The sequence below is a fragment of the Shinella sp. OV683 genome (genome assembly GCF_057787725.1).
On the sequence record NZ_CM173543.1, the window covers coordinates 1106771 to 1129018 of the forward strand.

General features: G+C 59.4%; 25 protein-coding genes. 9 read left to right on the top strand and 16 right to left on the bottom strand.

Features of this window, described 5'->3' with window-relative positions:
* Window positions 1-17: 17 nt before the first annotated feature.
* Window positions 18-971, bottom strand: a complete 954-nt coding sequence (locus ACXHRN_RS05370; RefSeq protein WP_488640308.1) for a flagellin N-terminal helical domain-containing protein — start codon at window positions 969-971, stop codon at window positions 18-20.
* Window positions 972-1046: 75 nt separating this feature from the next.
* On the bottom strand, window positions 1047-1517 hold the full coding sequence (locus ACXHRN_RS05375; RefSeq protein WP_488640309.1) for a tRNA (cytidine(34)-2'-O)-methyltransferase: 471 nt from the start codon (window positions 1515-1517) through the stop codon (window positions 1047-1049).
* Window positions 1518-1862: 345 nt separating this feature from the next.
* Here ACXHRN_RS05375 and ACXHRN_RS05380 point away from each other — a divergent pair, with 345 nt between their 5' ends.
* Entirely contained in the window at window positions 1863-3719 is a 1857-nt protein-coding gene (locus tag ACXHRN_RS05380; RefSeq protein ID WP_488640310.1) for an ABC transporter ATP-binding protein, read from the top strand.
* A 31-nt stretch (window positions 3720-3750) separates the two neighbouring features.
* Here the strand turns inward: ACXHRN_RS05380 and ACXHRN_RS05385 are convergent, their stop codons facing one another.
* From ACXHRN_RS05385 to denD, 3 genes are read right to left on the bottom strand one after another with little or no spacing between them, the layout of a single operon-like run.
* The gene (locus ACXHRN_RS05385; protein ID WP_488640311.1) at window positions 3751-4074 is read right to left on the bottom strand and encodes an addiction module antidote protein; all 324 of its coding nucleotides are present in this window, start codon (window positions 4072-4074) and stop codon (window positions 3751-3753) included.
* 1 nt (window position 4075) lies between these two features.
* Complete coding sequence (locus tag ACXHRN_RS05390; protein ID WP_488640312.1) at window positions 4076-4375, bottom strand: type II toxin-antitoxin system RelE/ParE family toxin; 300 nt, start codon at window positions 4373-4375, stop codon at window positions 4076-4078.
* A gap of 51 nt (window positions 4376-4426) precedes the next feature.
* The gene (gene denD, locus ACXHRN_RS05395; RefSeq protein ID WP_488640313.1) at window positions 4427-5404 is read right to left on the bottom strand and encodes a D-erythronate dehydrogenase; all 978 of its coding nucleotides are present in this window, start codon (window positions 5402-5404) and stop codon (window positions 4427-4429) included.
* 113 nt (window positions 5405-5517) lie between these two features.
* Between denD and ACXHRN_RS05400 the strand changes: the two genes are divergently transcribed.
* Entirely contained in the window at window positions 5518-7377 is a 1860-nt protein-coding gene (locus ACXHRN_RS05400; RefSeq protein ID WP_488640314.1) for an ABC transporter ATP-binding protein, read from the top strand.
* A 9-nt stretch (window positions 7378-7386) separates the two neighbouring features.
* On the opposite strand, the gene ACXHRN_RS05405 is transcribed toward ACXHRN_RS05400, so the two are convergent.
* Together ACXHRN_RS05405 and ACXHRN_RS05410 are read right to left on the bottom strand one after the other, a co-directional pair.
* A complete protein-coding gene (locus ACXHRN_RS05405) occupies window positions 7387-8298 on the bottom strand; it encodes an NADP-dependent oxidoreductase (protein ID WP_488640315.1) in 912 nt (303 codons plus the stop codon).
* A 93-nt stretch (window positions 8299-8391) separates the two neighbouring features.
* The gene (locus ACXHRN_RS05410) at window positions 8392-9351 is read right to left on the bottom strand and encodes an endonuclease/exonuclease/phosphatase family protein (protein ID WP_488640316.1); all 960 of its coding nucleotides are present in this window, start codon (window positions 9349-9351) and stop codon (window positions 8392-8394) included.
* A gap of 343 nt (window positions 9352-9694) precedes the next feature.
* On the opposite strand from ACXHRN_RS05410, the gene petA reads away from it, so the two are divergent.
* The 5 genes from petA to ACXHRN_RS05435 all read left to right on the top strand — a co-directional run bounded on the left by petA (window position 9695) and on the right by ACXHRN_RS05435 (window position 13779).
* Window positions 9695-10270 (top strand): ubiquinol-cytochrome c reductase iron-sulfur subunit, encoded by a 576-nt coding sequence (gene petA / locus ACXHRN_RS05415; RefSeq protein WP_488640317.1) that lies wholly within the window; start codon window positions 9695-9697, stop codon window positions 10268-10270.
* A 17-nt stretch (window positions 10271-10287) separates the two neighbouring features.
* The gene (locus tag ACXHRN_RS05420; RefSeq protein WP_488640318.1) at window positions 10288-11547 is read left to right on the top strand and encodes a cytochrome b; all 1260 of its coding nucleotides are present in this window, start codon (window positions 10288-10290) and stop codon (window positions 11545-11547) included.
* Window positions 11548-11564: 17 nt separating this feature from the next.
* Window positions 11565-12452: a cytochrome c1 gene (locus tag ACXHRN_RS05425; RefSeq protein ID WP_488640319.1), complete on the top strand. Its 888-nt coding sequence runs from the start codon at window positions 11565-11567 to the stop codon at window positions 12450-12452.
* Window positions 12453-12571: 119 nt separating this feature from the next.
* Window positions 12572-13114 carry an adenine phosphoribosyltransferase gene (locus ACXHRN_RS05430; protein WP_488640320.1) on the top strand — a complete coding sequence of 181 codons (543 nt, stop codon included), beginning with the start codon at window positions 12572-12574 and terminating at the stop codon, window positions 13112-13114.
* 20 nt (window positions 13115-13134) lie between these two features.
* Entirely contained in the window at window positions 13135-13779 is a 645-nt protein-coding gene (locus ACXHRN_RS05435; protein ID WP_488640321.1) for a ThuA domain-containing protein, read from the top strand.
* On the opposite strand, the gene ACXHRN_RS05440 is transcribed toward ACXHRN_RS05435, so the two are convergent.
* The 4 genes from ACXHRN_RS05440 to ACXHRN_RS05455 all read right to left on the bottom strand — a co-directional run bounded on the left by ACXHRN_RS05440 (window position 13780) and on the right by ACXHRN_RS05455 (window position 15344).
* Entirely contained in the window at window positions 13780-14076 is a 297-nt protein-coding gene (locus ACXHRN_RS05440) for a hypothetical protein (protein ID WP_488640322.1), read from the bottom strand.
* Window positions 14076-14351, bottom strand: coding sequence for a hypothetical protein (locus tag ACXHRN_RS05445; protein ID WP_488640323.1), 276 nt, complete (start codon window positions 14349-14351; stop codon window positions 14076-14078). The genes ACXHRN_RS05440 and ACXHRN_RS05445 overlap by 1 nt, the downstream gene beginning before the upstream one ends.
* Window positions 14352-14415: 64 nt before the next feature.
* The gene (locus ACXHRN_RS05450) at window positions 14416-14883 is read right to left on the bottom strand and encodes a MaoC/PaaZ C-terminal domain-containing protein (protein WP_488640324.1); all 468 of its coding nucleotides are present in this window, start codon (window positions 14881-14883) and stop codon (window positions 14416-14418) included.
* A complete protein-coding gene (locus tag ACXHRN_RS05455; RefSeq protein WP_488640325.1) occupies window positions 14880-15344 on the bottom strand; it encodes a MaoC family dehydratase in 465 nt (154 codons plus the stop codon). The genes ACXHRN_RS05450 and ACXHRN_RS05455 overlap by 4 nt, the downstream gene beginning before the upstream one ends.
* 59 nt (window positions 15345-15403) lie before the next feature.
* On the opposite strand from ACXHRN_RS05455, the gene ACXHRN_RS05460 reads away from it, so the two are divergent.
* Window positions 15404-16576, top strand: a complete 1173-nt coding sequence (locus tag ACXHRN_RS05460; RefSeq protein WP_488640326.1) for a hypothetical protein — start codon at window positions 15404-15406, stop codon at window positions 16574-16576.
* Window positions 16577-16594: 18 nt separating this feature from the next.
* On the opposite strand, the gene ACXHRN_RS05465 is transcribed toward ACXHRN_RS05460, so the two are convergent.
* Both ACXHRN_RS05465 and ychF read right to left on the bottom strand, forming a co-directional pair.
* Complete coding sequence (locus tag ACXHRN_RS05465; RefSeq protein ID WP_488640327.1) at window positions 16595-17833, bottom strand: glycosyltransferase; 1239 nt, start codon at window positions 17831-17833, stop codon at window positions 16595-16597.
* Window positions 17834-17918: 85 nt separating this feature from the next.
* Complete coding sequence (gene ychF / locus ACXHRN_RS05470) at window positions 17919-19022, bottom strand: redox-regulated ATPase YchF (protein ID WP_488640328.1); 1104 nt, start codon at window positions 19020-19022, stop codon at window positions 17919-17921.
* 209 nt (window positions 19023-19231) lie between these two features.
* On the opposite strand from ychF, the gene clpS reads away from it, so the two are divergent.
* Window positions 19232-19543, top strand: coding sequence for an ATP-dependent Clp protease adapter ClpS (gene clpS, locus ACXHRN_RS05475; RefSeq protein WP_488640329.1), 312 nt, complete (start codon window positions 19232-19234; stop codon window positions 19541-19543).
* 243 nt (window positions 19544-19786) lie between these two features.
* Here clpS and prmB read toward each other — a convergent pair whose 3' ends face one another.
* The 3 genes from prmB to pth all read right to left on the bottom strand — a co-directional run bounded on the left by prmB (window position 19787) and on the right by pth (window position 22197).
* The gene (prmB, locus tag ACXHRN_RS05480; RefSeq protein ID WP_488640330.1) at window positions 19787-20728 is read right to left on the bottom strand and encodes a 50S ribosomal protein L3 N(5)-glutamine methyltransferase; all 942 of its coding nucleotides are present in this window, start codon (window positions 20726-20728) and stop codon (window positions 19787-19789) included.
* Window positions 20729-20938: 210 nt separating this feature from the next.
* Window positions 20939-21391 (bottom strand): GNAT family N-acetyltransferase, encoded by a 453-nt coding sequence (locus ACXHRN_RS05485; RefSeq protein ID WP_488640331.1) that lies wholly within the window; start codon window positions 21389-21391, stop codon window positions 20939-20941.
* 86 nt (window positions 21392-21477) lie between these two features.
* A complete protein-coding gene (gene pth, locus ACXHRN_RS05490; RefSeq protein WP_488640332.1) occupies window positions 21478-22197 on the bottom strand; it encodes an aminoacyl-tRNA hydrolase in 720 nt (239 codons plus the stop codon).
* Window positions 22198-22248 lie beyond the last annotated feature (51 nt).

Sequence of the window (22248 nt, forward strand, 5' to 3'; positions counted from 1 at the left end):
GGGGGCGATGTCAGCGATCAGCGGAACAGCTGGCTAAATTTCCTGCTATCGAAATTGGCCATGTTGAGCATCTGCGCCTGCAACTGTGCCTGCACCCGCTGTGCAGCGAGATTGGCCGACTGCTCTTCCATATCTGTATCGACCAGGCTGCCGATGCCGCTGGTCGTGGCATCGTTGAGATCGTAGAGGAACTCGTTCTGCGCGGTCAGGGTCGCCTGCGTCGCGCCGACCTTGACGCTGGCATCGCTCAGACCGGAAAGGATCTTGTCGGTGGCGGCGATCATGCCGGCGATCTCGTCCGCCGTATTGTCGTCGCTGACCGCGATCTCCGTCGAGCCGGATGCCGGTGTCTGGGAGCCTGCGTCGAGGAGGTGATAGGTGTAGGTGCCGCCGGTGCGGGTCGTCACGCCATAGCCTGCGGTGAGCAGGCCGTCGTCTGCGTCGGCCTCGCTGGCCAGCACGACGCCTGTCGTATCGAGGTCGATGGTGTTGACGGAGCTGTTGCCGTCCGGATCCGATGTGACCGACGAGACCAGCTGCTTGGTCGAGGGCTGCTCACCAGCACCAAGCTTCAGCCAGTTCTCGCCGCCGAAACCGGAGGAGTCGGCGATCGATTTCAGCTGTTCCTTCAGCTGGCCGATCTCGCCATTGATAGCGTCGCGGCCGCCGGGCAGCGATGCTGCGAGGATCAGCTTGGAGCGGATTTCGGTGACGATATCGCTGGCTGCGGAAACGCCCATCGCCGTGACATCGGTGATCGCCTGGGAAAAGCCGATGGCATCCTGCGCGGCGCTGTTGGACAGCACGGTGGAATCCATCATCTTGGCGATCGACCAGAAGGCGGCATTTTCCTTCGCGGTGTCGACATCCCGCCCAGTGGCAACCTTGTTGAGCGTCTTGTCGTATTCCGCCCTGTTGCCCGTCAGCAGCGACAGTGCCGAGCTCGCCGTCGAGTTTAGTGATACATTCATCGCGCCAAAGTCTCCTAATTCAGGCCGACCATGGACGAGGGAACTTCACGTCCCGTTTAGCCAAATGCTAGACTTTTAACGAAGGCCCAAGAATCCGCGCTGTCTCAGCGCTTCCCCGGCAATCATCGCCGCCGACATCGCCACATTGATCGATCTCTGGCCCTCAACCATGGGAATGATAACCCTGACTTCGGCTGCATTATGGACATGATCCGGCACGCCGGCGCTCTCACGGCCGAAGAGCAGAATATCATCATCGCGGTAGTCGACCGCTGTGTAAGGCTCGGCGGCTTTGGTGGATGCCAGCACCAGGCGGCGGCCGGTATCGGCCCGCCAAGCCTCGAAATGCTGCCAGTCGATATGCCGCGTCAGCAGCACGGTCTGCGCGTAATCCATTCCGGCGCGCTTGAGATTGCGATCGGAGACGTCGAAACCCGCCGGCTGGATGATCTCGACTTTCAGGCCCAGGCAGGCGGCGAGCCTGAGGATCGTGCCGGTGTTTCCAGCAATATCGGGCTGGTAGAGTGCGATCGAAAGCGCCTGCATGCTTTTCCCGTGTCGATGTGTCTGTGCCTATTTGGCAACAAAAAGTCGTTTGATGGACATTCGCTGCAAAAAGAGGCAGCTGCACCTCTAGCGATTTTCCGCAAACCGGTCTATGCCAGACGCATCATCAACGCGAAGGAATGGGAGGCTGTCATGGATAATATTGCTCGTCACTGGCGCCTTCTGCGAATGACGCCAAAGTCGTTCTGACCTTTTCTTAGACCCTTCGCCTTTCCATATATTCCGGTTGAAAGCTCACGGCGTATCACTGCGTCGAATCCGTTTACCCCGACCGGCTTCCACACAGGGACGTGTTTGCGCGTCTCTCATCTGGAGAATTCCGAAATGTTTGCCTGGTTTGAAAACCGCGTTAATCCATATCCTGCCGAGGAACCCGTCCGGCCGCCTGCCACAATCCTCGCCTTTGTGGTGCATTATTCGCGTCCGGTTGCCGGCTGGCTGCTGCTGATGACCATTGCGACCGCCGCCATCGGCGTCGGCGAAGTCGTGATGTTCAACTTCCTCGGCCAGATCGTCGACTGGCTGTCGAAGTCCGATCCCACAACGTTCCTTGCCCGCGAAGGCAACACGCTGTTGGGCATGGGCGCCTTTGCGCTGATCGGCTTGCCCGCGCTCGTCATCTTCCAGTCGCTGATCATCCATCAGGTGCTGATCGGCAACTATCCGATGATCGGCCGCTGGCAGATGCACCGCTACCTGCTGCGTCAGAGCATGACGTTCTTCTCGAACGAGTTCGCCGGCCGTGTCGCCACCAAGGTGATGCAGACGTCGCTCGCCGTGCGTGAAGTGGCGATGAAGGTGCTCGACGTCTTCGTCTATGTGCTGAGCTACTTCATCTCGATGTTCGTGGTGGTCGGCAGCGCCGACTGGCGACTGATGGGTCCCTTGGCGCTGTGGGTTGTTCTCTACTCGTTGCTGCTCTGGTACTTCATCCCGAAGCTCAGGAAAATTTCCGAGCAGCAGGCGGATGCACGCTCGATGATGACCGGCCGTATCGTCGACAGCTACACCAACATCGCCACGGTGAAGCTGTTTTCGCATGCGGGCAGGGAAGAGACCTATGCCAAGAGCGGCATGGACGCGTTCCTGCAGACGGTGCACGGACAGATGCGCTACATCACCGCGTTCCAGGCGCTGGTTTATGCCAACAACGCGCTTCTAGCCTTCTTCACGACGTCACTGTCTATCTGGTTCTGGATGAACAACTCGATCTCGCTCGGCGTGATTGCGGTGGCCATTTCGCTGTCCCTCCGCGTCAACGGCATGTCGCAGTGGATCATGTGGGAAGTCTCGGCTTTGTTCGAAAATATCGGCACCGTCTATGACGGCATGGCGATGCTGTCGAAGAAGCAGGATATCCGCGATGGATCGGAAGCCAAGGCGCTAAAGGCGCCGAGCGGTCGGATCGAGTTCGACAAGGTCCACTTCCACTACGGCAAGGACAAGGGCGTGATCAGCGACATCTCGCTCAACATCAAGCCGGGCGAGAAGGTCGGTCTGGTCGGTCGCTCCGGCGCCGGCAAGACGACGCTGATGAACGTGCTGCTGCGCTTCTACGACCTCGAAGGCGGGGAAATCCGTATCGATGGCCAGGACATCTCTAAGGTGACGCAGGATAGCCTGCGGAGCCGGATCGGTGTCGTGACGCAGGATACGTCGTTGCTGCATCGCTCGGTGCGCGACAACATCGCCTACGGCAAGCCGGAAGCGACTGACGCCGAGATCATCGAAGCGGCCAAGCGGGCCAATGCCTGGGAGTTCATCCAGACGCTGGTCGACCCAAACGGCCGCGTCGGGCTGGAAGCCCAGGTCGGCGAACGCGGTGTCAAGCTGTCCGGTGGCCAGCGGCAGCGCGTGGCGATCGCCCGCGTCTTCCTCAAGGACGCGCCGATCCTGGTGCTGGATGAGGCGACCTCGGCGCTCGATTCCGAAGTGGAAGCGGCGATCCAGGAAAACCTCTTCCATCTGATGGAAGGCAAGACCGTGATCGCCATTGCCCATCGGCTGTCGACGCTGACGGAGATGGACAAACTGGTCGTGCTCGACAAGGGCAAGATCCACGAGCAGGGCAGCCATATCGAACTGGTGTCCAAGGGCGGCATCTATGCCGATCTCTGGAAGCGCCAGTCCGGCGGGTTCCTCGCCGACGAAACCGATGAGGCGGAAGTCGCTGCGGAGTAAAATGAGATGCCGGGGTTTGCCCCGGCATTTTTTATTCGGCGGCCTCTCCCGGGATTGCCAAGGGTTCGGCGGAAATCGGTCGTACGGCCAGTCCGAAGCCCAGCGATTTCAGGACTGCGATCGTTGATTTCAGGCTCGGATTGCCGTCCTCGCTGAAGGAGCGATAGAGCGCCTCACGCGCGAGCCCCGTCTCGTCAGCGACTTTGGTCATGCCCTTCGCCCGGGCAACGACGCCGATCGCGTGGGCAATATACCCGCTGTCGTCAGTTTCCAGCGCATCGTTCATGAAGAACTCAAACGCCTCTTCATCTTCAAGAAGGGTTGCGACGTCGAATGGAGTGAACGCTTCTTTCATCTTATCGATCCCACGAAAAAGCTATCTGTTTGGCACGCTCGATATCGCGGACCTGACTACCTTTGTCGCCTCCGCAAAGCAGCAGTATGATCTCAGTCTCACGCACCTGAAAATAGATCCGATACCCTGGCCCGTAGTGGATACGCAATTCACTCACACCGTTGCCAACCGAAGCGACGTCTCCGAAAAGTCCGAATTCAATTCGAGCTAATCTCGCCGCGACAATCTGTTTCGCCTTGCGATCTCGAAGATACTCGATCCACTCTACAAACTCAGTGCTTCTTACAAGCTGATAACGCATATTGTAACCTATGAATCACAAGTCCTCAAGATCAAGCACCCGACGCATTCCTCACATCCGCAATTCATCCTCGATGTGCGCCTGGATGATCGCGTCGAAGGAGGCGTCGGCCACAAAACCCAGATCCCTGGCACGCGTGGCGTCAAACCGTTCAGCCCAGCTTGCGACGATGCGCATGATCGACTCGTCGGGCTGGCGGCGGATGAGGGCCACGGCATTGTCACCGGCTGCTCTGCGGAGCGCCTCGATCTGTTCGCCGACGGTGCAGGAGACGCCGGGCATGGCGAGATTGGGGCGACCGCCCAGCTTCGCCGTATCGATCTCCGCGGCATGGATGAGGAAGCCCACGGCCGAGCGCGGTGAGGCGTGCCAGTGGCGGACGGTATCCGGCACCGGCAGGATGGCCTCCTGGCCCACCAGCGGTTCGCGGATGATACCGGAGAAGAAGCCGGAGGCGGCCTTGTTGGGCTTGCCGGGGCGTACGCAAATGGTGGGTAGGCGGATGCCAACGCCATCGACGAAGCCCTTGCGGCTGTAGTCGGCCAGCAGAAGCTCGCAGATCGCCTTCTGAGTGCCGTAACTGGTCAGTGGTGTCAGGAAGAAATCGTCGGGGATCGAGGTGGGGAAGGGGGTGCCGTAGACCGCGATGGACGAGGTGAAGACGAGGCGTGGCTTGTATCCATCGGCGCCGTGGGCGATGCGGATTGCCTCGAGCAGGATGCGCATGCCGTCCATGTTGATGCGATAGCCTTTTTCGAATTCCTCCTCGGCTTCGCCCGAGACGATCGCCGCGAGATGGAAGATTACGTCCGGGCGCATATCAACAAGCTTCTGGATCTCGTTTTCGGAGGAGAAGTCGCCCGCCAGCACCGTGGAGTTGCCATCGAACATGTCGGGAGTGTCGGCTTCGATCACATCGGCGAAGGTCAGGCGGTTGATCGTCTTGCCGCCGAGTTTACCGTCGGCGACGAGTTTTGCCGCGAGCTTGCGGCCGACCATGCCGGCGGCGCCAATGATCGCAATATGCATTTGTGATTTCCTCCGAGATCAAATGTTTGGAGCTATAGAAAGGCTTGGTTGCAGATTTGCAAGCCTTGCGGATCGGTCTTTGCGCCGCCACAGAATCTGCCTATATCCGAAGGATGATTTTTCACCGGCTCGCCCGAACATTCGAATCCTGGATCGATCCCTTTCGTCTCAAGGCGAGCTACCAGCCGCCGAAGGGCACGGCTGCATTCATCTGGTTCTATGTTTCCCAGGCCAGGGGCGCATTTTTCGCCATGCTTGTGCTGGGCGGCATCGTGGCGGTGCTGGAGGCCGGGCTATTCTGGTTCGTTGGCCGCCTCGTCGACATTCTCGACGAAGTCGGGCCGGGCAAGGGTTGGGATGGGCTGATCGCGGCGCATGGCTGGGACATCGCACTTATTGCGTTTGTCGTTGTCGTCGTCCGCTTTACCGCCATCGCGCTCTCCGCGCTGGTGGAAGAGCAGACAATCGTTCCCGGCTTCTTCAATCTGGTCCGCTGGCAGGCGCATGCACATATCTCGCGCCAGTCGCTGACCTTCTTCCACAACGACTTCTCCGGCCGCATCGTCGCCAAGGTCTGGGCGGCAGGGCAGGCGACCGGTGAGTTGATGGTGTCGCTGCTGCAGGTCGCCTGGTTCATGGTGATCTATTCGCTGACGACGTTGTCGCTGGTCGCCGGCCTCGACTGGCGGCTGGGCGCGATCGTACTGGTCTGGATCGTGTTGTTTTCCGGGCTTGCCCGCATCTACGTGCCGCGCATTCGCAAATATGCACGCGAAACGGCCGAGATTTCCTCGATGCTGACGGGCCGGCTCACCGATTCCTATTCCAATGTGCAGACGCTGAAACTCTTTGGCCGCGAGGAGGACAACGACCGCTACATCCGCGACGGATTCGAACGCTTCAAGGATGCGATCCTGCCGTTCACGCGCTATCTGACGAGTGTACGCTCGGCGCTCGCCTTTCTGTCGGGACTGATGATCACGGCGGTCGGCGCGATGACGATCCAGCTCTGGCTCGACGGGCAGATCAGCATCGGCGCGGTCGCTTTCACGCTTGGCCTCGTCCTGCGCATGAACATGCTGCTGGGCCGGATGATGGCGCAGTTCAACGCCATCATGCGTAACATCGGCACCATCCAGAATTCCTCCGAGATGCTGTCCGAGCCGATCGGCTTGATCGACCGCAAGGATGCGCCAGAACTCGTCGTAGACCATCCCTCGATCATCTTCGACAACATCTCCTTCCACTATGGCAAGGGCTCGGGCGTCATCGATAATCTAAGCCTGTCGATCGCACCGGGAGAGAAGGTTGGCATTGTTGGTCGCTCGGGCGCCGGCAAGTCGACGCTCGTCAACCTGCTTTTGCGGTTTTACGATATCGAGAAGGGCGAAATCCTGATCAGCGGCCAGGATATCGCCGGCGTCAAGCAGGAATCGCTGCGTCGCCAGATCGGCATGGTCACGCAGGATACCGCGCTCCTGCATCGCTCGATCCGCGACAACATCATGTTCGGCAGGCCGGATGCCACTGAAGCGGCGATGATGGACGCGGCGAAGGAGGCCGAGGCCGACACGTTTATCCCGCTGCTGCAGGATTTTCGCGGCCGCAAAGGCTACGATGCCCATGTCGGCGAGCGCGGCGTGAAGCTTTCAGGCGGCCAGCGCCAACGTGTGGCTATTGCCCGGATGCTGCTCAAGAATGCGCCCATCCTGGTGCTGGATGAGGCGACATCGGCGCTCGATTCCGAAGTCGAGGCAGCGATCCAGCAGAACCTCGAAAAGCTGATGAAGGGCAAAACGGTGATTGCCATCGCCCATCGCCTGTCGACGATTGCCAATCTAGACCGGCTGGTGGTGATGGATCACGGCCGGATCATCGAGGACGGCACGCATCGGGAATTGCTCAGCCGCGGCGGGCTCTACGCCGATCTCTGGGCGAGACAGTCCGGCGGGTTTATCGGCGAGACGGCGTAAACGATCCGCTCATGGCAGGATGACGATCTTGCCGCGCACATGGCCGGTCTCGATTAGCGCATGCGCCAGCTTCGCCTCGCCCAGGGAGAAGGTCCGCGCGATTTCTATCGACAGAAGTCCTTGCTCATAAAGGCGGATCAGTTCCTCCAGCCTGTCAAGGCTGCGGCTGGTCGTGATCTGCTGGATATCAAGCCGCTGAGCGAGCGGATGAAACGCGACCGCAGCGACGCGCGAACGTTCCAAGCCAAGCTCGGATGTTGCCAGAAACGCCTGTTCGCCGCCCGCTGCGATCAGCACGGCGGTTACGTTGCTGGCTGCGGCATTAAGGTTCGCCAACAAGTCGCCGGCGTAGTCGACAGGAATTGCTCCGAGGCTGCGCAGATAGGCATGGTTTGCGGGCCGCGCCGTACCAATAACCCGCGCCCCGCGCGAGACTGCAATCTGCACGGCGAAACTGCCGACACCTCCGGCCGCTCCATGCACGACAAGCGTGTCGCCGGGTCTGATGTGGAGAACCTCAAGGGCAGTGCTGGCCGTTTGCCCAGATGCCGAAATCACCCCGGCCTCGGCCCAGGGCATGCTTTGCGGCTTGTGCACGATCTGGTCGGCAGCCACAGACAGATGCTCGCTATAGGCCTGCTGCATCGTCCAACCGAGCACGCCCGAGCCGACTTCAAAATTCGTGACGCCTCCGCCGATAGCAATGATTTCGCCAGCGAATTCGTTGCCCAGCGTCTGCGGGAAGTGGGCCGGCATGCGCTCGCGCACGGCCCCGGATCGGAACATCGCATCGAAGGGCTGCACGCCTGCGGCCCGGACGCGCACGGTCACATGACCGGGAATGACCTGTGGCACTGGTCTGTCGACCGCATGCAGCACTTCAGGCCCACCATATTGTTCGAAGATAACGGCACGACTCATCTGAATTGCCCCTAGACAAATGATCGGGAAGTGTTCCTCAATCTTAGATGTATAGTGTGGCCAGCAAGTCAAGAGTCAAAAACGGTTTGAAGATTACTTGCGATCTTCATAAGTAGCCGTGGGATCGATCAGAAAAACCTCTGCCATCAGGCCGAAATGGTTGGAGCCGATGGGATCCGGGACCTGTGTCAGCGCATTAATGCGGAGGGGATCAGTGACGAAGACGTGGTCAATGGCCGCGCCGATTGCCGGGTAGTCGACCGGCCAAGTGTGCGGCTCCCATTCGTAGGTCATCAGCTTGTTGTGCGTGAGGAACCCGCGGACATCCGGGATCAGGATCGAGCCGTTGAAATCACCCGCCAGCACAAGTGGGCCCTTCAACTGATCAAGCCGTTCGGAGATCTTTTTCAGTTCGACTGCATGCATGGTGTCGAAATACGGCTTGGTCAGATGCACATTGGCGAAGTTGACCAGCTTGCCGTCAAATTCGATCGAGGCGATCATCAGACGATCACGGTAGATGGGGCTGGCCGTATAGACATCGCCGGTCACCAGCGGCGTCTTCGACCACAAGGAGCTGTCGCAAGTGATGGTCTTGGCGCCGCAGCCGAGGCGATAGGGGTAGACCACCTTCATGCGATCGATCTGCGGTCCGATCGGCGCCGATTCCTGGATGAAGACGACATCGGCGCCCGAGCCGATGATGTAGTCGGCGATCTTGCCGCCATTGGCTGTGTTGTCGCCCATGATGTTGATCGACAGCAGCTTGAATGTCGGCGTATCGCCATATTCCTGCAGCGCCGGCTGGCGAAAATCATCGAGCATCTGGTAGCCGTGGATGCCGATCCCGGCGGCGAACGCCATCAGCACGACATTGACCAGGCTGCGACGAAGGAGAAAGGCAATCGCAGCGATGACGAACGCACCCACCGCGCCCTGGATCTGGAAACTGGCTGGTGTGTAAAACAGCCAGAAGCCCGTGAGGTAACGCCCGAGCAGCGCCAGAATAAGCAGGGCGGCAAGCGTGCCGAGGATGGTTGAGAGCGTCTTCATCGGGGCGGGATCCAGACTGGTTTCACCATGCCGCTAGCACGCGGCGGCGGCATAGGCAATTGGCCGGCGGGCTGGTGGCCAACGCCTGTATCGACATGGATTTGCGGCGATCGGGGAGCGTTTGCATCGGGATGTGCGACAAAATAGCCGATTTCGGGGAAAGGTTATGGATGTGGGGCAAATAAGCGCGACATTGTGCCATCACCCCTTGCCAAGTCTGGACTTATTGGGCAATCAAGCTTAGAACGCGCCGAAAAATGGGGGAATCTGTGGCCGTATTGTGTCCAGTGATAACTCAATTTTTGCGAGTGTTAGGATAAACTTTCGTGCAGAGGATGGAGCCGTGAGCGGACACGACACGACTAGTGGGGATGGGGGCGGACCTACCCGTCGCGATTTTCTTTATTTGACAACAGGTATGGCAGGCGCCGTCGGTGCCGTCGCAGCCGTGTGGCCGTTCATCGACCAGATGCGGCCGGACGCTTCGACGCTGGCGCTGGCTTCGATCGAAGTCGATGTCGGTGCGCTTGAGTCTGGTCAGTCGCTGACCGTCAAGTGGCGGGGCAAGCCGGTCTTCATCCGCAATCGCACGGAAAAGGAAGTCGCCGACGCCAAGGCGGTCAATCTGGCCGACCTGAAGGATCCGTTGGCACGCAATGCCAACGCCGCGGCTGACGCCCAGGCAACTGACGCTGACCGTTCGCTCGCAGGCAAGGAAAACTGGCTGGTGATGATCGGGGTCTGTACCCATCTCGGTTGCGTGCCGCTCGGCGAATCCGGGGAATTCGGCGGATGGTTCTGTCCTTGTCACGGCTCTGTCTACGATACCGCGGGGCGTATCCGAAAGGGTCCTGCGCCGGAGAACATGGCTATTCCGAAATCCAGTTTCATTTCGGATAAAGTCATCCGTATCGGTTGAGAGAGGGGCAATTTGATATGAGCGTTGAACATTCTTCAACCTACGAGCCGCGCAGCGGCATCGAAAAATGGGTTGATTCCCGCCTGCCGCTGCCGCGCCTGATGTATGATTCCTTCATCGCATACCCGGTGCCGCGCAATCTGAATTTCGCCTACACTTTCGGCGCGATGCTGTCGGTGATGCTGATCGTGCAGATCCTGACCGGCGTCGTGCTGGCCATGCATTATGCGGCCGAGACATCGGTTGCCTTCTCTTCGGTCGAAAAGATCATGCGCGACGTTAACCAAGGTTGGCTACTGCGCTACATGCATGCCAACGGTGCGTCGTTCTTCTTCATCGCCGTTTACCTGCACATCGCCCGCGGCCTCTATTACGGCTCGTACAAGGCGCCGCGCGAAATCCTCTGGATTCTCGGTGTGGTGATCTACCTGCTGATGATGGCAACGGGCTTCATGGGCTACGTGCTTCCTTGGGGACAGATGTCCTTCTGGGGTGCAACCGTCATCACCGGCTTCTTCTCGGCCTTCCCGCTGGTGGGCGAGTGGATCCAGCAATTCCTGCTCGGCGGCTTTGCGGTCGGTGATCCGACGCTCAATCGCTTCTTCTCGCTGCATTACCTGTTGCCCTTCATGATTGCCGGCGTTGTCGTGTTGCACGTCTGGGCGCTGCATGTGACCGGCCAGACCAATCCGACCGGCGTCGAAGTCAAGTCGAAGACGGACACGGTGCCGTTCACGCCTTATGCGACCCTCAAGGATGCGCTCGGTGTGGTGATCTTCCTGCTGCTCTATGCGTGGTTCGTCTTCTACATGCCGAACTTCCTGGGCCATCCCGACAACTACATCGATGCCAACCCGCTGAAGACGCCGGCCCACATCGTTCCGGAATGGTACTACCTGCCGTTCTACGCGATGCTGCGCGCCATTACCTTCAACATCGGACCGATCGACTCCAAGCTCGGTGGCGTCCTGGTGATGTTCGGCGCGATCATCGTGCTGTTCTTCCTGCCCTGGCTGGACACATCGAAGGTTCGCTCGGCAGTGTATCGTCCCTGGTACAAGCTGTTCTTCTGGCTGTTCGTGGCGGACTGCCTGATGCTCGGTTGGCTCGGTTCCCGAACCCCGACCGATCTGTTCACGCTGATGTCGCAGCTCGGCACGCTCTACTACTTCGGCTTCTTCCTCGTCGTCATGCCGGTTCTCGGCCTGATCGAGACGCCGCGGCGGCTTCCGAATTCGATTACGGAAGCGGTTCTTGAAAAGAACGCCAAGGCTTGATGGGAAGGATGAGAACAATGAAAAAACTTTTCACAAGCATGGTCATCGCTGCAGGTATCGCCGGTTCCGGCGCTGCCTTTTCGCAGGCAGCCGAAGAGGGCAAGGATCTCGCAGCCGAGATCCATCACGCCGTCGAGAAGGGCCATTATCCGGTTCTCAAGCCGGAGGAACAGAAGTGGTCTTTCGCCGGCGTTTTCGGCAAGTATGACAAGGGACAACTTCAGCGCGGCCTGAAGGTCTACAAGGAAGTTTGTTCGGCCTGCCATTCGATGAAGCGCGTGGCCTTCCGCAATCTGGAAGACCTCGGCTACACCGAAGCGCAGGTCAAGGCTTTCGCCGCCGACTATGAGGTGCAAGACGGCCCGAATGGCGATGGCGAGATGTTCACCCGCAAGGCTGTTCCGTCCGACTACTTCCCGGCGCCGTTTCCGAACGACGAAGCGGCCGCTGCTGCCAATGGCGGCGCTGCGCCTCCGGATTTCTCCCTGCTTGCCAAGGCACGCGGTGTCGAACGCGGCTTTCCGCAGTTCCTGTATGATATGATCCCGCTGGTTGGCGGCTATCAGGAAGGTGGACCGGATTACATCCATGCGCTGATCACCGGCTTCCAGGAACCGCCGGCTGGCGTCACTGTTGCTGAAGGCACGCATTTCAACCCGTATTTCTCGGGTGGTATTGCGCTGAAGATGGCGCCTCCGATCGCGAAGGACCAGGTCACCTATGACGACGGTGCTCCGCAGACGGTGGACCAGTATTCCAAGGATGCGGCTGCATTCATGATGTGGGCCGCCGAGCCGAAGCTCGAGGATCGCAAGCGGACCGGCTTCATGGTGATCCTGTTCCTGGCCGGCCTGACGGCGCTCGTCTGGCTGACCAAGCGCGCGGTCTACGCCGGCAAGCATTGAGCCGGAGCATATATCAAGAGAAAGGCGGCCTTGCGCCGCCTTTTTTGCTGTCAAGGTGCCGCGAGATTGGTATGGTCCGCGGCATCGCCTACACCGATTTCCATCAGATGGATGATGATATGAGTTCAGTTCAGGACACGCTCCGCGCGGCCATTCGCAACATTCCCGACTATCCGAAGCCCGGGATCATGTTCCGCGATATTACCACGCTGCTGGGCAATCCGCAGGCTTTCCGCCGCGCCATCGACGAACTCGTCCACCCCTATGCCGGCATGAAGGTGGACAAGATCGCCGGCATCGAGGCGCGTGGCTTCATCCTCGGTGGCGCGATGGCCCACCAGATGGCCGCCGGCTTCATTCCGATCCGCAAGAAAGGCAAGCTGCCGCATGACATCGTGCGCATTGCCTACAGCCTGGAATACGGCGTCGATGAAATGGAAATGCACCGCGATGCCGTGCAACCCGGCGAGAAAGTCATTCTCGTCGACGACCTCATCGCCACCGGCGGCACCGCAGAGGGTGCTACCAAGCTTCTCCGCCAGATGGGTGCTGAAATCGTCGCTGCCTGCTTCGTCATCGACCTGCCGGCGCTCGGCGGCCGCAAGAAGCTCGAGGATCTCGGCGTCAAGGTTCAGACCCTCATCGAATTCGACGGACACTGACAGATACCCTGGGAGGGGACATGAGCAAGAAGGCATTGATTTTCTGGGGTGGCTGGGAAGGCCATACGCCGGAGCAGAGCGCAACTGTTGTCAAGGGCATCCTTGAGAGCCACGGCGTCGACGTGACACTGGTGCAGGGCACGAAGGTGCTCGCCGAGACCGATCTCTCCATGTTCGATGTGATCGTGCCCATGGTCACCATGTCGGTGATCGAGAAGGAGGAGGTTGCAGCTCTGCTGAGCGCCGTCAAGGCTGGCGCGGGCCTCGCTGGCTTCCACGGCACGATGGGCGACAGCTTCCGCAACGAGCCGGAATACCAGTTCATGGTCGGCGGCCAGTGGGTGGCGCATCCCGGCAATATTATCGACTACAAGGTCAATGTTACCAGGCCGAATGATCCGATCATGGCTGATATCAGCGACTTTGCCTACCATTCAGAGCAATATTATATGCATGTCGATCCATCCAACGAGGTGCTGGCGACCACGACATTCTCGGGTGAGTATCTCGACTTCATCGATGGTGTGACGATCCCCGTCGTCTGGAAGAAGATGTTCGGCAAGGGCAGGGTGTTCTATTCGTCGCTTGGGCACGTCGCCGCGGAATTCGAGGTGCCGGAGATGAAGACGATCTTCGAGCGCGGCGCGCTGTGGGCGATGCGATAGTTATGGATGGGACGTTATGTCGATGATCGTGATCGCATTCTTATCAGGTCCATAAAACCAGAAGATTCGATATGCGCCCGGCGTGTTGTTTTCTGCATAGGCTTCGAAGATCTCTTCCCCATTCGGGCCGGACAGTGAAGTGTATTTATGCGTGTTAAGGCCGGGATGGCGTGGATTCGTTTCGAGATAACCCAAAGCCTTCCGAACGGATTTCAATCTTTTGCTCAATGCAGGATTGGTTTCGAGCGCATCGAGTTTGGATTCGGCGTGTTCGGTGAAGTGTAGCTCGAACGCCATCAGTCGGTTTCGTCTGCGACATAGGATGAAAAGCTGCCACGTGTTCTGACTTTTCCAGCTGCCGCATCAGCCAGTCCCTTTTTGACGCTGGCGAGCGCTTGCGGATTTTCATAAAGCCAGGCTTCGCGTGCCGGCACCTCCTTGAAGGGTTCTAGCAAAAGGCTACCGTCCGGCTGCTCTCTTACCTGAAAGCTGCTTACACCCTTGGCCAGAGATCCGAGCGTGATCCGCCCCTTGGCATCTGGTCGCACTGTCAATTCACGTTGCGCTGCCACGATAGTTTTCCTGATTGTCCTAACCATAATATCGCATCTGGTGGGATATCATTCAAGTGGGATATCAATCAAACTCCACCACAGTGCAATCGAACCGCATCACCCTCTCGCCGTCCTGGTTGACGCCTTCATAGGTGAGATCGCATATGTGACGTCCGGGGCGGTTGGGGACGGCTGTGTCGTGGTTGAAGATCATCGAATAGGTGACGACATCGCCGGCGAACACCGGCTTCAGCCATTTGAGATTGCGAATGCCGGGGGAAGGGCCGAGCTTGGGTGGCAGGCCACCTTCCGCGGTGATCCTCTTTGCCTGTGCCGCGATGTTGGCGACATTGCATTTCATCGCTGCCGAGCAGATGTGCCAACCGGAGGCGCAGAGCCCGCCGAACAGAGACTGCTTGGCTTTTTCGGCATCAGTGTGAAAGAAGTGCGGGTCGAACTCCTCAGCAAATTCGACGATGCGTTCGGCGGTGAATTCATAGGAGCCGATGGCTTGCGCTTCGCCGGCCGGCAGAAGATCGCGCAATCTCATGCCGTCACCGCTTCGCGCATGCGGAACATGCCCGGATTTTCCATGGTCATCACGGTATCGCCATTCTGATTTTTGACGGCATGCTTGACCTTGACCATACCGACGCCGGGGCGCGACTTGAGCGGCCGCGCGTCCACGACCGTTGTCGTGGCCGTCAGGGTATCGCCTGCCAGAACCGGCTTGCGCCACTCGATCAGGTCGATGCCCGGCGCCCCCTCGCTGGACGACCAATGCAGCAGGTTGTCGTAGAACATCCGCATCATCATCGAACAGGTATGCCAGCCCGAGGCAGACAGGCCGCCGAGAATACTATCCTTGCCCGCCTCCTCCGACAGGTGGAACGACTGCGGATCGAACTCGCTGGCGAAACGAATGATCTCTTCTGACGAAACCGTCTTTTTTCCAAGATCAAACACCCGGCCGGGCGTCATATCTTCGTACCAGTATCTGATTTCCGACATTTTCTCTTGCATCGTCCTCCCAGACCTTATTTCTTCCGCAAATCATTTCAGGGGGCTCGATGCAAGTGAAATATGACCTCGGCGATTGGGAAAAGCGCAAGGCTGCACTGCTGCCCGCGATCGATGCGGCTGCGATGGAGGGTTTGCTGTCGCGGGAGAATGTTGGAAAGCTCTCCGATTTCCTGCTGGGCCGCGGCGTCGCGATCACCACGCTGCCGATCGCAGCATCGCTCGTTGATCAACCGGAGACTCTCGACACGCCCATCGCCGCCGAGCGACCCACCGGGCTTGAGGAAAGCGAGGCGCCGCGCTTCATCCGCGGCTTCCACGATATCCTGATCACCATCGGTCTGATCATAGGACTTGCGGGTTTGGCAGGGCTGGCGACGGTTTACGCCATCTTCCCGGCCATCATTGTGCTCGGGGAAATACTGGTGCGCCGCCAGCGCCTTGCTCTGCCGGCGGTGGTGTTGACGCTGGCCTTCATCGCCGCAGCGTGCTTTGCGGTACAGCCCGTTTTCGAGGCGATCTCCTTGCCGGCGCACTGGCAGCCAGCTGTCGGTGCCGCCATCGTCATGGGGTTGCTTGCGCTGTTCTACTGGCGTTATCGCGTGCCGATCGCCTTTGCGCTGATGTGCGCCGTCGCTTATGCCACGGTCGTGCTGGTCGCGGCCGCCCTGATCTTCCAGACTGCCGATGACGCCTATCTGCTCGACAAGTATCCGCTCATCCTGGCCGGCCTGATCGGCCTGTTTGCCGTGCTGACCTTCGGCACGGCGCTCTACTTCGATTTCTCCGACAGGATGCGTGCAACGCGCAGATCCGACGTGGCCTTCTGGCTGCATCTCGTTGCTGCGCCAGCGATCCTTTATACGGTCATCACGCTGGTTTATTCGCCCTATAAGCAGTCATGGTTCGACAGCAATACATCCGCTGTCCAAGCTGGCTTGATCGTGCTGACGGTGGTGGTGTTGATGCTGGTCGGCATCATGCTCGACCGCCGCGCCTTCGTGACGTCGGGGCTGCTGTCCTTCGGCTATGCTTTCAAGGTGCTGCTGCAGGAAGGCGGCATTGCCAGCCTCTTTTCATCGACCGACACGATCGGCTTTGTCATCCTGCTTGCAGTCGGGGTGATCGTGCTGACGCTCGGTATCGGCTGGCGGCCATTGCGGCGGTTAGTAATCGGGGCGTTGCCCCCAGAGGCGGCTGGCCGCTTACCGCCCGTGCAGTAGAGGGAGATCCGTCGCGGCTCAGGCTGCATCCATGTTGACGAGCTCAGGACGCACCTTGACCGAAAGATCCACGACGATTTCCTCCGGCCGTACGAGGACATCCGAGAACAAATGAAAGAGCTCGCCTGGCGTCCGCACGTCGCCGATGTTGTCGGGAAATACCAGGTCCTGCTCTGACGTCAGGCCGCTGAACGTCAGTTCAGGGCGCGCCGCGCCGGTGCCCCAGAACACCGGATTGAAATATTCGAGATAGGTGCCGCCTTTCCAGCTTTCGATCGCCACTCTGTAGCGCTCCGACACCAGGTCGAAATCCGCGCGATCGCGGAACAGGCTGCAATTGACCGCGAATGCCTTCACAAGATTCTGCTCGTATCCTTCCTGCTTCAGGCCGTATTTGTGCCCCAGCCAATGCTGGATGAGGTAGATGCAGGCGGTGAGGCCGTGCCATGTCCGAAACGGCGTGTCCTTGAAACATTCGTCGTCATTCATGTCTCGCCCGAGTTCCCGGAAGAACTTGGCCTGGTTTTTCGCCTCTTCTTCCACCCGGCCGATCGTTGCAGAGGAGGAAAGTGGGCAAGCACCGAGGACCGAGAATGGCCGGGCTACGTGGATGAATGTCTCGCCGAGCAGGATAGCCTTAAAGGCCATCTCGTAGTCGATAATCGGAAATTCGAAATAGCGCCCGCTGCCCATTTTGCGAACCTTGTCCAGTAGCCGCCGGGACAATGCGCCGTGATAGATTGAGAATCCGGCAAGTGGGACGTGGTGGCAGCCTTCCCACATGAAGGCCTTGCGCATCAACAGCCGTTTCTGGAACTGGGTGACGTGGGTCTTGAGGCTGATCGTGATCGAATGTGGCGCCGAGTTAGGCGTGGGCCAGGTATAGTTCGGGCCGGTCCACGCGACCGCATCGGCATCGACTGTCTTTTCAAGATTGACCAGGAAGCCTGCCAACTCCGGGTCGAGAAAGTCATCATCGCCGATGAAACTGACGAAGCGGCCCGTGGCTGCGCATAGCGCCCGCTCCCAGTTGTCCATCATCGGCAGCGTCTTGTCGGCGGACGGCAGGTAGCGGATGCGCCGGTCGCCGCGATGCTGCTCCATAAACCCGTCCATGATGGCCGGATCATCGGAATTGTCGGCGAGTACAAATTCGACATCGTCGCGCTGGCATGCCAGCAGCGACTTGATCGTCTCCTGAAAATAGACTTGGCGATTGCGCGACGGCACGCAGATGGAAAGGACGGGTTCGGACATGTCGGGCCTCTGTTCGAGTGAAGCCTAGCCGTCCATCCTTTCCCCTGGCTGGTTCGCGCCCCGTCTAATCAGGTATTGCGTCCGATCAGGTGTTGAAGCGGAAGTGGATCACATCGCCGTCCTGGACGACATATTCCTTGCCTTCGTCGCGTGCCTTGCCGGCTTCCTTGGCGGGCACTTCGCCGCCGAGGCTGACATAGTCGTCATAGGCGATGGTGAAGGCGCGGATGAAGCCGCGCTCGAAATCGGTGTGGATAACGCCGGCAGCCTGCGGGGCCTTGGTGCCGCGGACGATGGTCCAGGCGCGGGTTTCCTTGGGGCCGACGGTGAAATAGGTAATGAGGTGAAGCAGGTGGTATCCGGCGCGGATCAGGCGGTCGAGGCCGGCTTCTTCCAAACCGAGCGCGGCGAGGAATTCCTTGGATTCTTCATCGGGCAGCTGGGCAACTTCGGCTTCGATCGCAGCCGAAATCACCACGCATTCAGCGCCCTGTTCCTCGGCCATCTTGGCAACGGCTTCGGTGTGCTCGTTGCCGGTCACGGCATCGGCTTCGGCGACGTTGCAGACATAGAGGACCGGATGCGAGGTGAGCAGGTTGAGGCCTTTGAGGATCTCGATCTCGTCGGCAGCGAGCGTCTTGAGCAGCAGGCGCGCGGGCTTGCCGTCGTTGAGCAGTTTCAGCACGGCCTCCATGACCGGAAGCTGGGCGACCGAATCCTTGTCCTTGCTCGAGGCCCGCTTGCGGGTCTGGTCGACGCGACGCTCGAGGCTTTCGAGGTCGGCGAGCATCAGCTCGGTCTCGATCGTATCGGCATCGCCGACCGGATTGATGCGGCCTTCGACATGGGTGATGTCGTCGTCCTCAAAGCAGCGCAGCACATGCACAACGGCATCGACTTCGCGGATATTGGCGAGGAACTTGTTGCCGAGGCCTTCACCTTTCGAGGCGCCGCGCACGAGGCCGGCGATGTCGACGAAGGAGATGCGGGTCGGGATGATCTCCTTGGAGCCCGCGGTCGCCGCAAGCTTCTGCATGCGCGGATCGGGCACCGCCACTTCGCCGGTATTCGGCTCGATGGTGCAGAACGGATAGTTGGCAGCCTGTGCCGCCGCCGTGCGTGTCAGCGCGTTGAAGAGGGTGGACTTGCCGACATTCGGCAGCCCGACAATTCCGCATTTGAAGCCCATGGAAATTTCGTCCGGTCTTTTAAAGGTCTCGATTACCCCTGCCTATGCGGAAAGAGGGCCGCAAGGTCAAGAGATGACGGCTCCGATTTGCCAGCATCTTGAAAAATCGGCTTCGGCAGTCCAATATATAATCGTTGTCTGGGTGCAACCACTGGCGCCCAAGGCGATGTTTACGAACATTCCAGCCATTTTGCCGGGGATCCAAGCCCGTGAGCCAAGACGACATTGTCCTTACACCAAAGACCAAGATCAAGCTGAAGGTCGACAAGCCGAAGCTCTACAAGGTCATTCTGTTCAACGACGACTATACGCCGCGTGAATTCGTCATCATGATCCTGCAGGCGGTGTTCAAGACCGGGGAATCTGCCGGTTACCACATCATGATCACAGCCCACCAGAAGGGCTCCTGCGTGGTCGCTGTCTACGCCAAGGATATCGCCGAGACCAAGGTCAAGGAGGCGATGGACTATGCAAAGGATGCGAGTTTTCCGCTGATGTTCACGGCGGAGCCGGAGGAGTGAGGAAGCGTTTTCGCGGGTGAATACCCCTCACCAAGTTCGTCCAGCCAATCGGCTACGCCTCCTGGGGACGAACTTTCCTCTCCCACAAGGGGAGAGGCAGATTCGCGGCACCGTTTTGCCAAGAGCGAGAGCGGCGATTGAGGCACTCTACCTCTCCCCTTGTGGGAGAGGATAGCAAGCCCGTGAGAGGCGTAGCCGATCACTTGTGCGCGCTTGGTGAGGGGTAAAGCCCCGCCCGTCACCCTATCTCTTCTTCTTCACCCCAACCCCCAGCGCTTCCGCCGTAACCCAGAAGACCTCGCCCTGCGACTCCTCGGTGTCCAGCCAGAACAGGTCGAGATCGGGATATTCCTCTTCGACGATCTCGCGACCGGTGCCGATCTCGCAGAGCATGCCGCCGCCCGGATTGAGGTGTTTGGGGGCTTCGCTCAACAGGCGTCGGACGATGTCCAGTCCGTCGGGGCCGCCATCGAGCGCCATGGCCGGCTCGGTCTGGTATTCCTCGGGCAACACGGCCATCTCGTCGTGATCGACATAGGGCGGGTTGGTGATGATCAGGTCGAACTTCTTGTTCTTGAGCGGTGCGAACAGGTCGCCGTGATGCAGCGTCAGCCGGTCTTCCAATTCATGCTCGGCGAGATTTAGCTTGGCGACTTCCAGTGCGTCCGGCGACAGATCGACAGCATCGACTTCGGCATTAGGAAACAGGCCCGCTGCTATGATCGCCAGACACCCCGAACCCGTACAGATATCAACCACGCTTTCGACGCCGAAGCGATCCGGCAGGTAGAGCGAGTCCTCTTCGCCGGCATATTCGGAAAACAGGATCTCGCCGATGAACGAGCGCGGCACGATGACCCGCTCATCGACAAGAAAGCGGATGCCTTGAATATAGGAGCGGCCGGTGAGATAGGCCGATGGCTTGCGGGTCGTGACGCGGGCTTCGATACGCTCGGCCAGCAGCTTGCACTCGGCTGACGTCAGCTTGGCGTCGAGGAACGGATCGAGCGTGTCGATCGGCAGGTCAAGCGAATCCAGCACCAGGAAGGCAGCGTCATCGGTTGCCGTCGATGTGCCGTGGCCGAAGGTCAACTTGGCCGCCTGAAAGCGCGATATGGCATAGCGCCAGTAGTCGCGAAGCGTGGTGAGCTCCTCGGTGATCTGAGTGGTCGGGCTAGCGGGCATTTTTTCCTCCGGCAGAGATATTGACCTGAAATACACGTTGGGCGGCGGGCGCGCCACAGCCAATTGCTGCGAAAGCCGCCAACACGATGCCTAGAATTGGAGTGGTGTGGTTAAACCGATCTTGCCAATCTACCGCTATGGTGGTGCCATCGGAGGAACGTCAAATAGAAGTGCAGGCCTATCGGCTGAACCAAAGCGGGGGTGGTGGAGTCAGGCGACTAGATCAAAGCGGATCTGGAAACCGGTCTTATCCTGCTTGAATCCGCAGCTTTCATAGAAGGCCCAGACACCTGGATCGGCTCGGCCGGTCAGCAGCATCAGCTTGTAGCAACCGGCGTCGTCGGCAAGTTCGGTGGCATGACCAATCACGGCGCGGCCGGCGCCAATCCGTCGATACCCCGGGTGAGTCACGACGTTTTCGATAAACGCGTAAGGCGCGGCCCCGCGGGTCAGGTTGGGAATGATGACCAACGTGCAAGTGGCCGCCATCACTTCCCCGGTGAAAGCGCAGATCACCGACATCCCCGGCTGCGCGAGCATCTCGACGAAGCGCGTTTCGGCCTCTTCTTTGGTTAGTGGGGGATCGGCGGGGTTGAGATAATGATAAAGTGTGAGAAGTGCCGGGAGATCGGCCTCTTCCGCTGGGCGTACTGAGATTGGCATATTGTTGATCCGAGATGGCGGGACCTGTTCTTGCCGGAACCGCGTGACGAGACGATGACTGATCTCGGCAGTATCTTTCGCGGCCGTCAGTCGCCTTTCCCGCCAAACAGCTTCTTCAGCATGTCGGCCATTGGCCCGGACGTGGGCATAACCGGCTTGTTGGTGCGCGCCTGGTGGATATGCGATTTGCCGGTCGAGGCAGATTTAGAGACTGAAGCCTCAACTTTTTTTTTCGCCTCGGGGGCAGGGGCGCCGGCGAGTTTGTTCATGAACTGGCTGCCGTCGCCCTTGAGCAGCAGGCCCGCATTCAGCGCGATGTCGTCGAGCAGGGGGTCGAGCCAGCTCTGGTCGACCTTGTGGAAATCGCCGAGCACATGGCCATGCACCAGGTCCTTGACGCCGGGATGGCCGATGCCGAGCCGCACGCGACGGTATTCGCGGCCGCAATGGGCGTCGATCGACTTGAGGCCGTTGTGGCCGCCATTGCCGCCGCCGGTTTTCACCTTCACCTTGGCAGCCGGCAGGTCGAGCTCGTCGTGGAAGACAGTGAGATCGGCCGGGGTCAGCTTGTAGAAACGCATCGCGTCGCCCACCGCCTCGCCCGAGAGGTTCATGAAGGTCTGGGGCTTCATCAGCAGGATCTTTTCGCCGTCGATTTCGCCCTCGGAAATCTCCGACTTGAACTTCTTGCTCCAGGGGCCGAACGGGTGCTTGCGGTGGATGGCGTCGACGGCCATGAAGCCGATATTGTGGCGGTTTGTCTGATATTTTCCGCCCGGATTGCCCAGGCCGGCAAAGATAAGCATGGAAGCAGTTCCTAGATGACGTTTCGCCTTTCAGATGGCTGAAATCGGGCG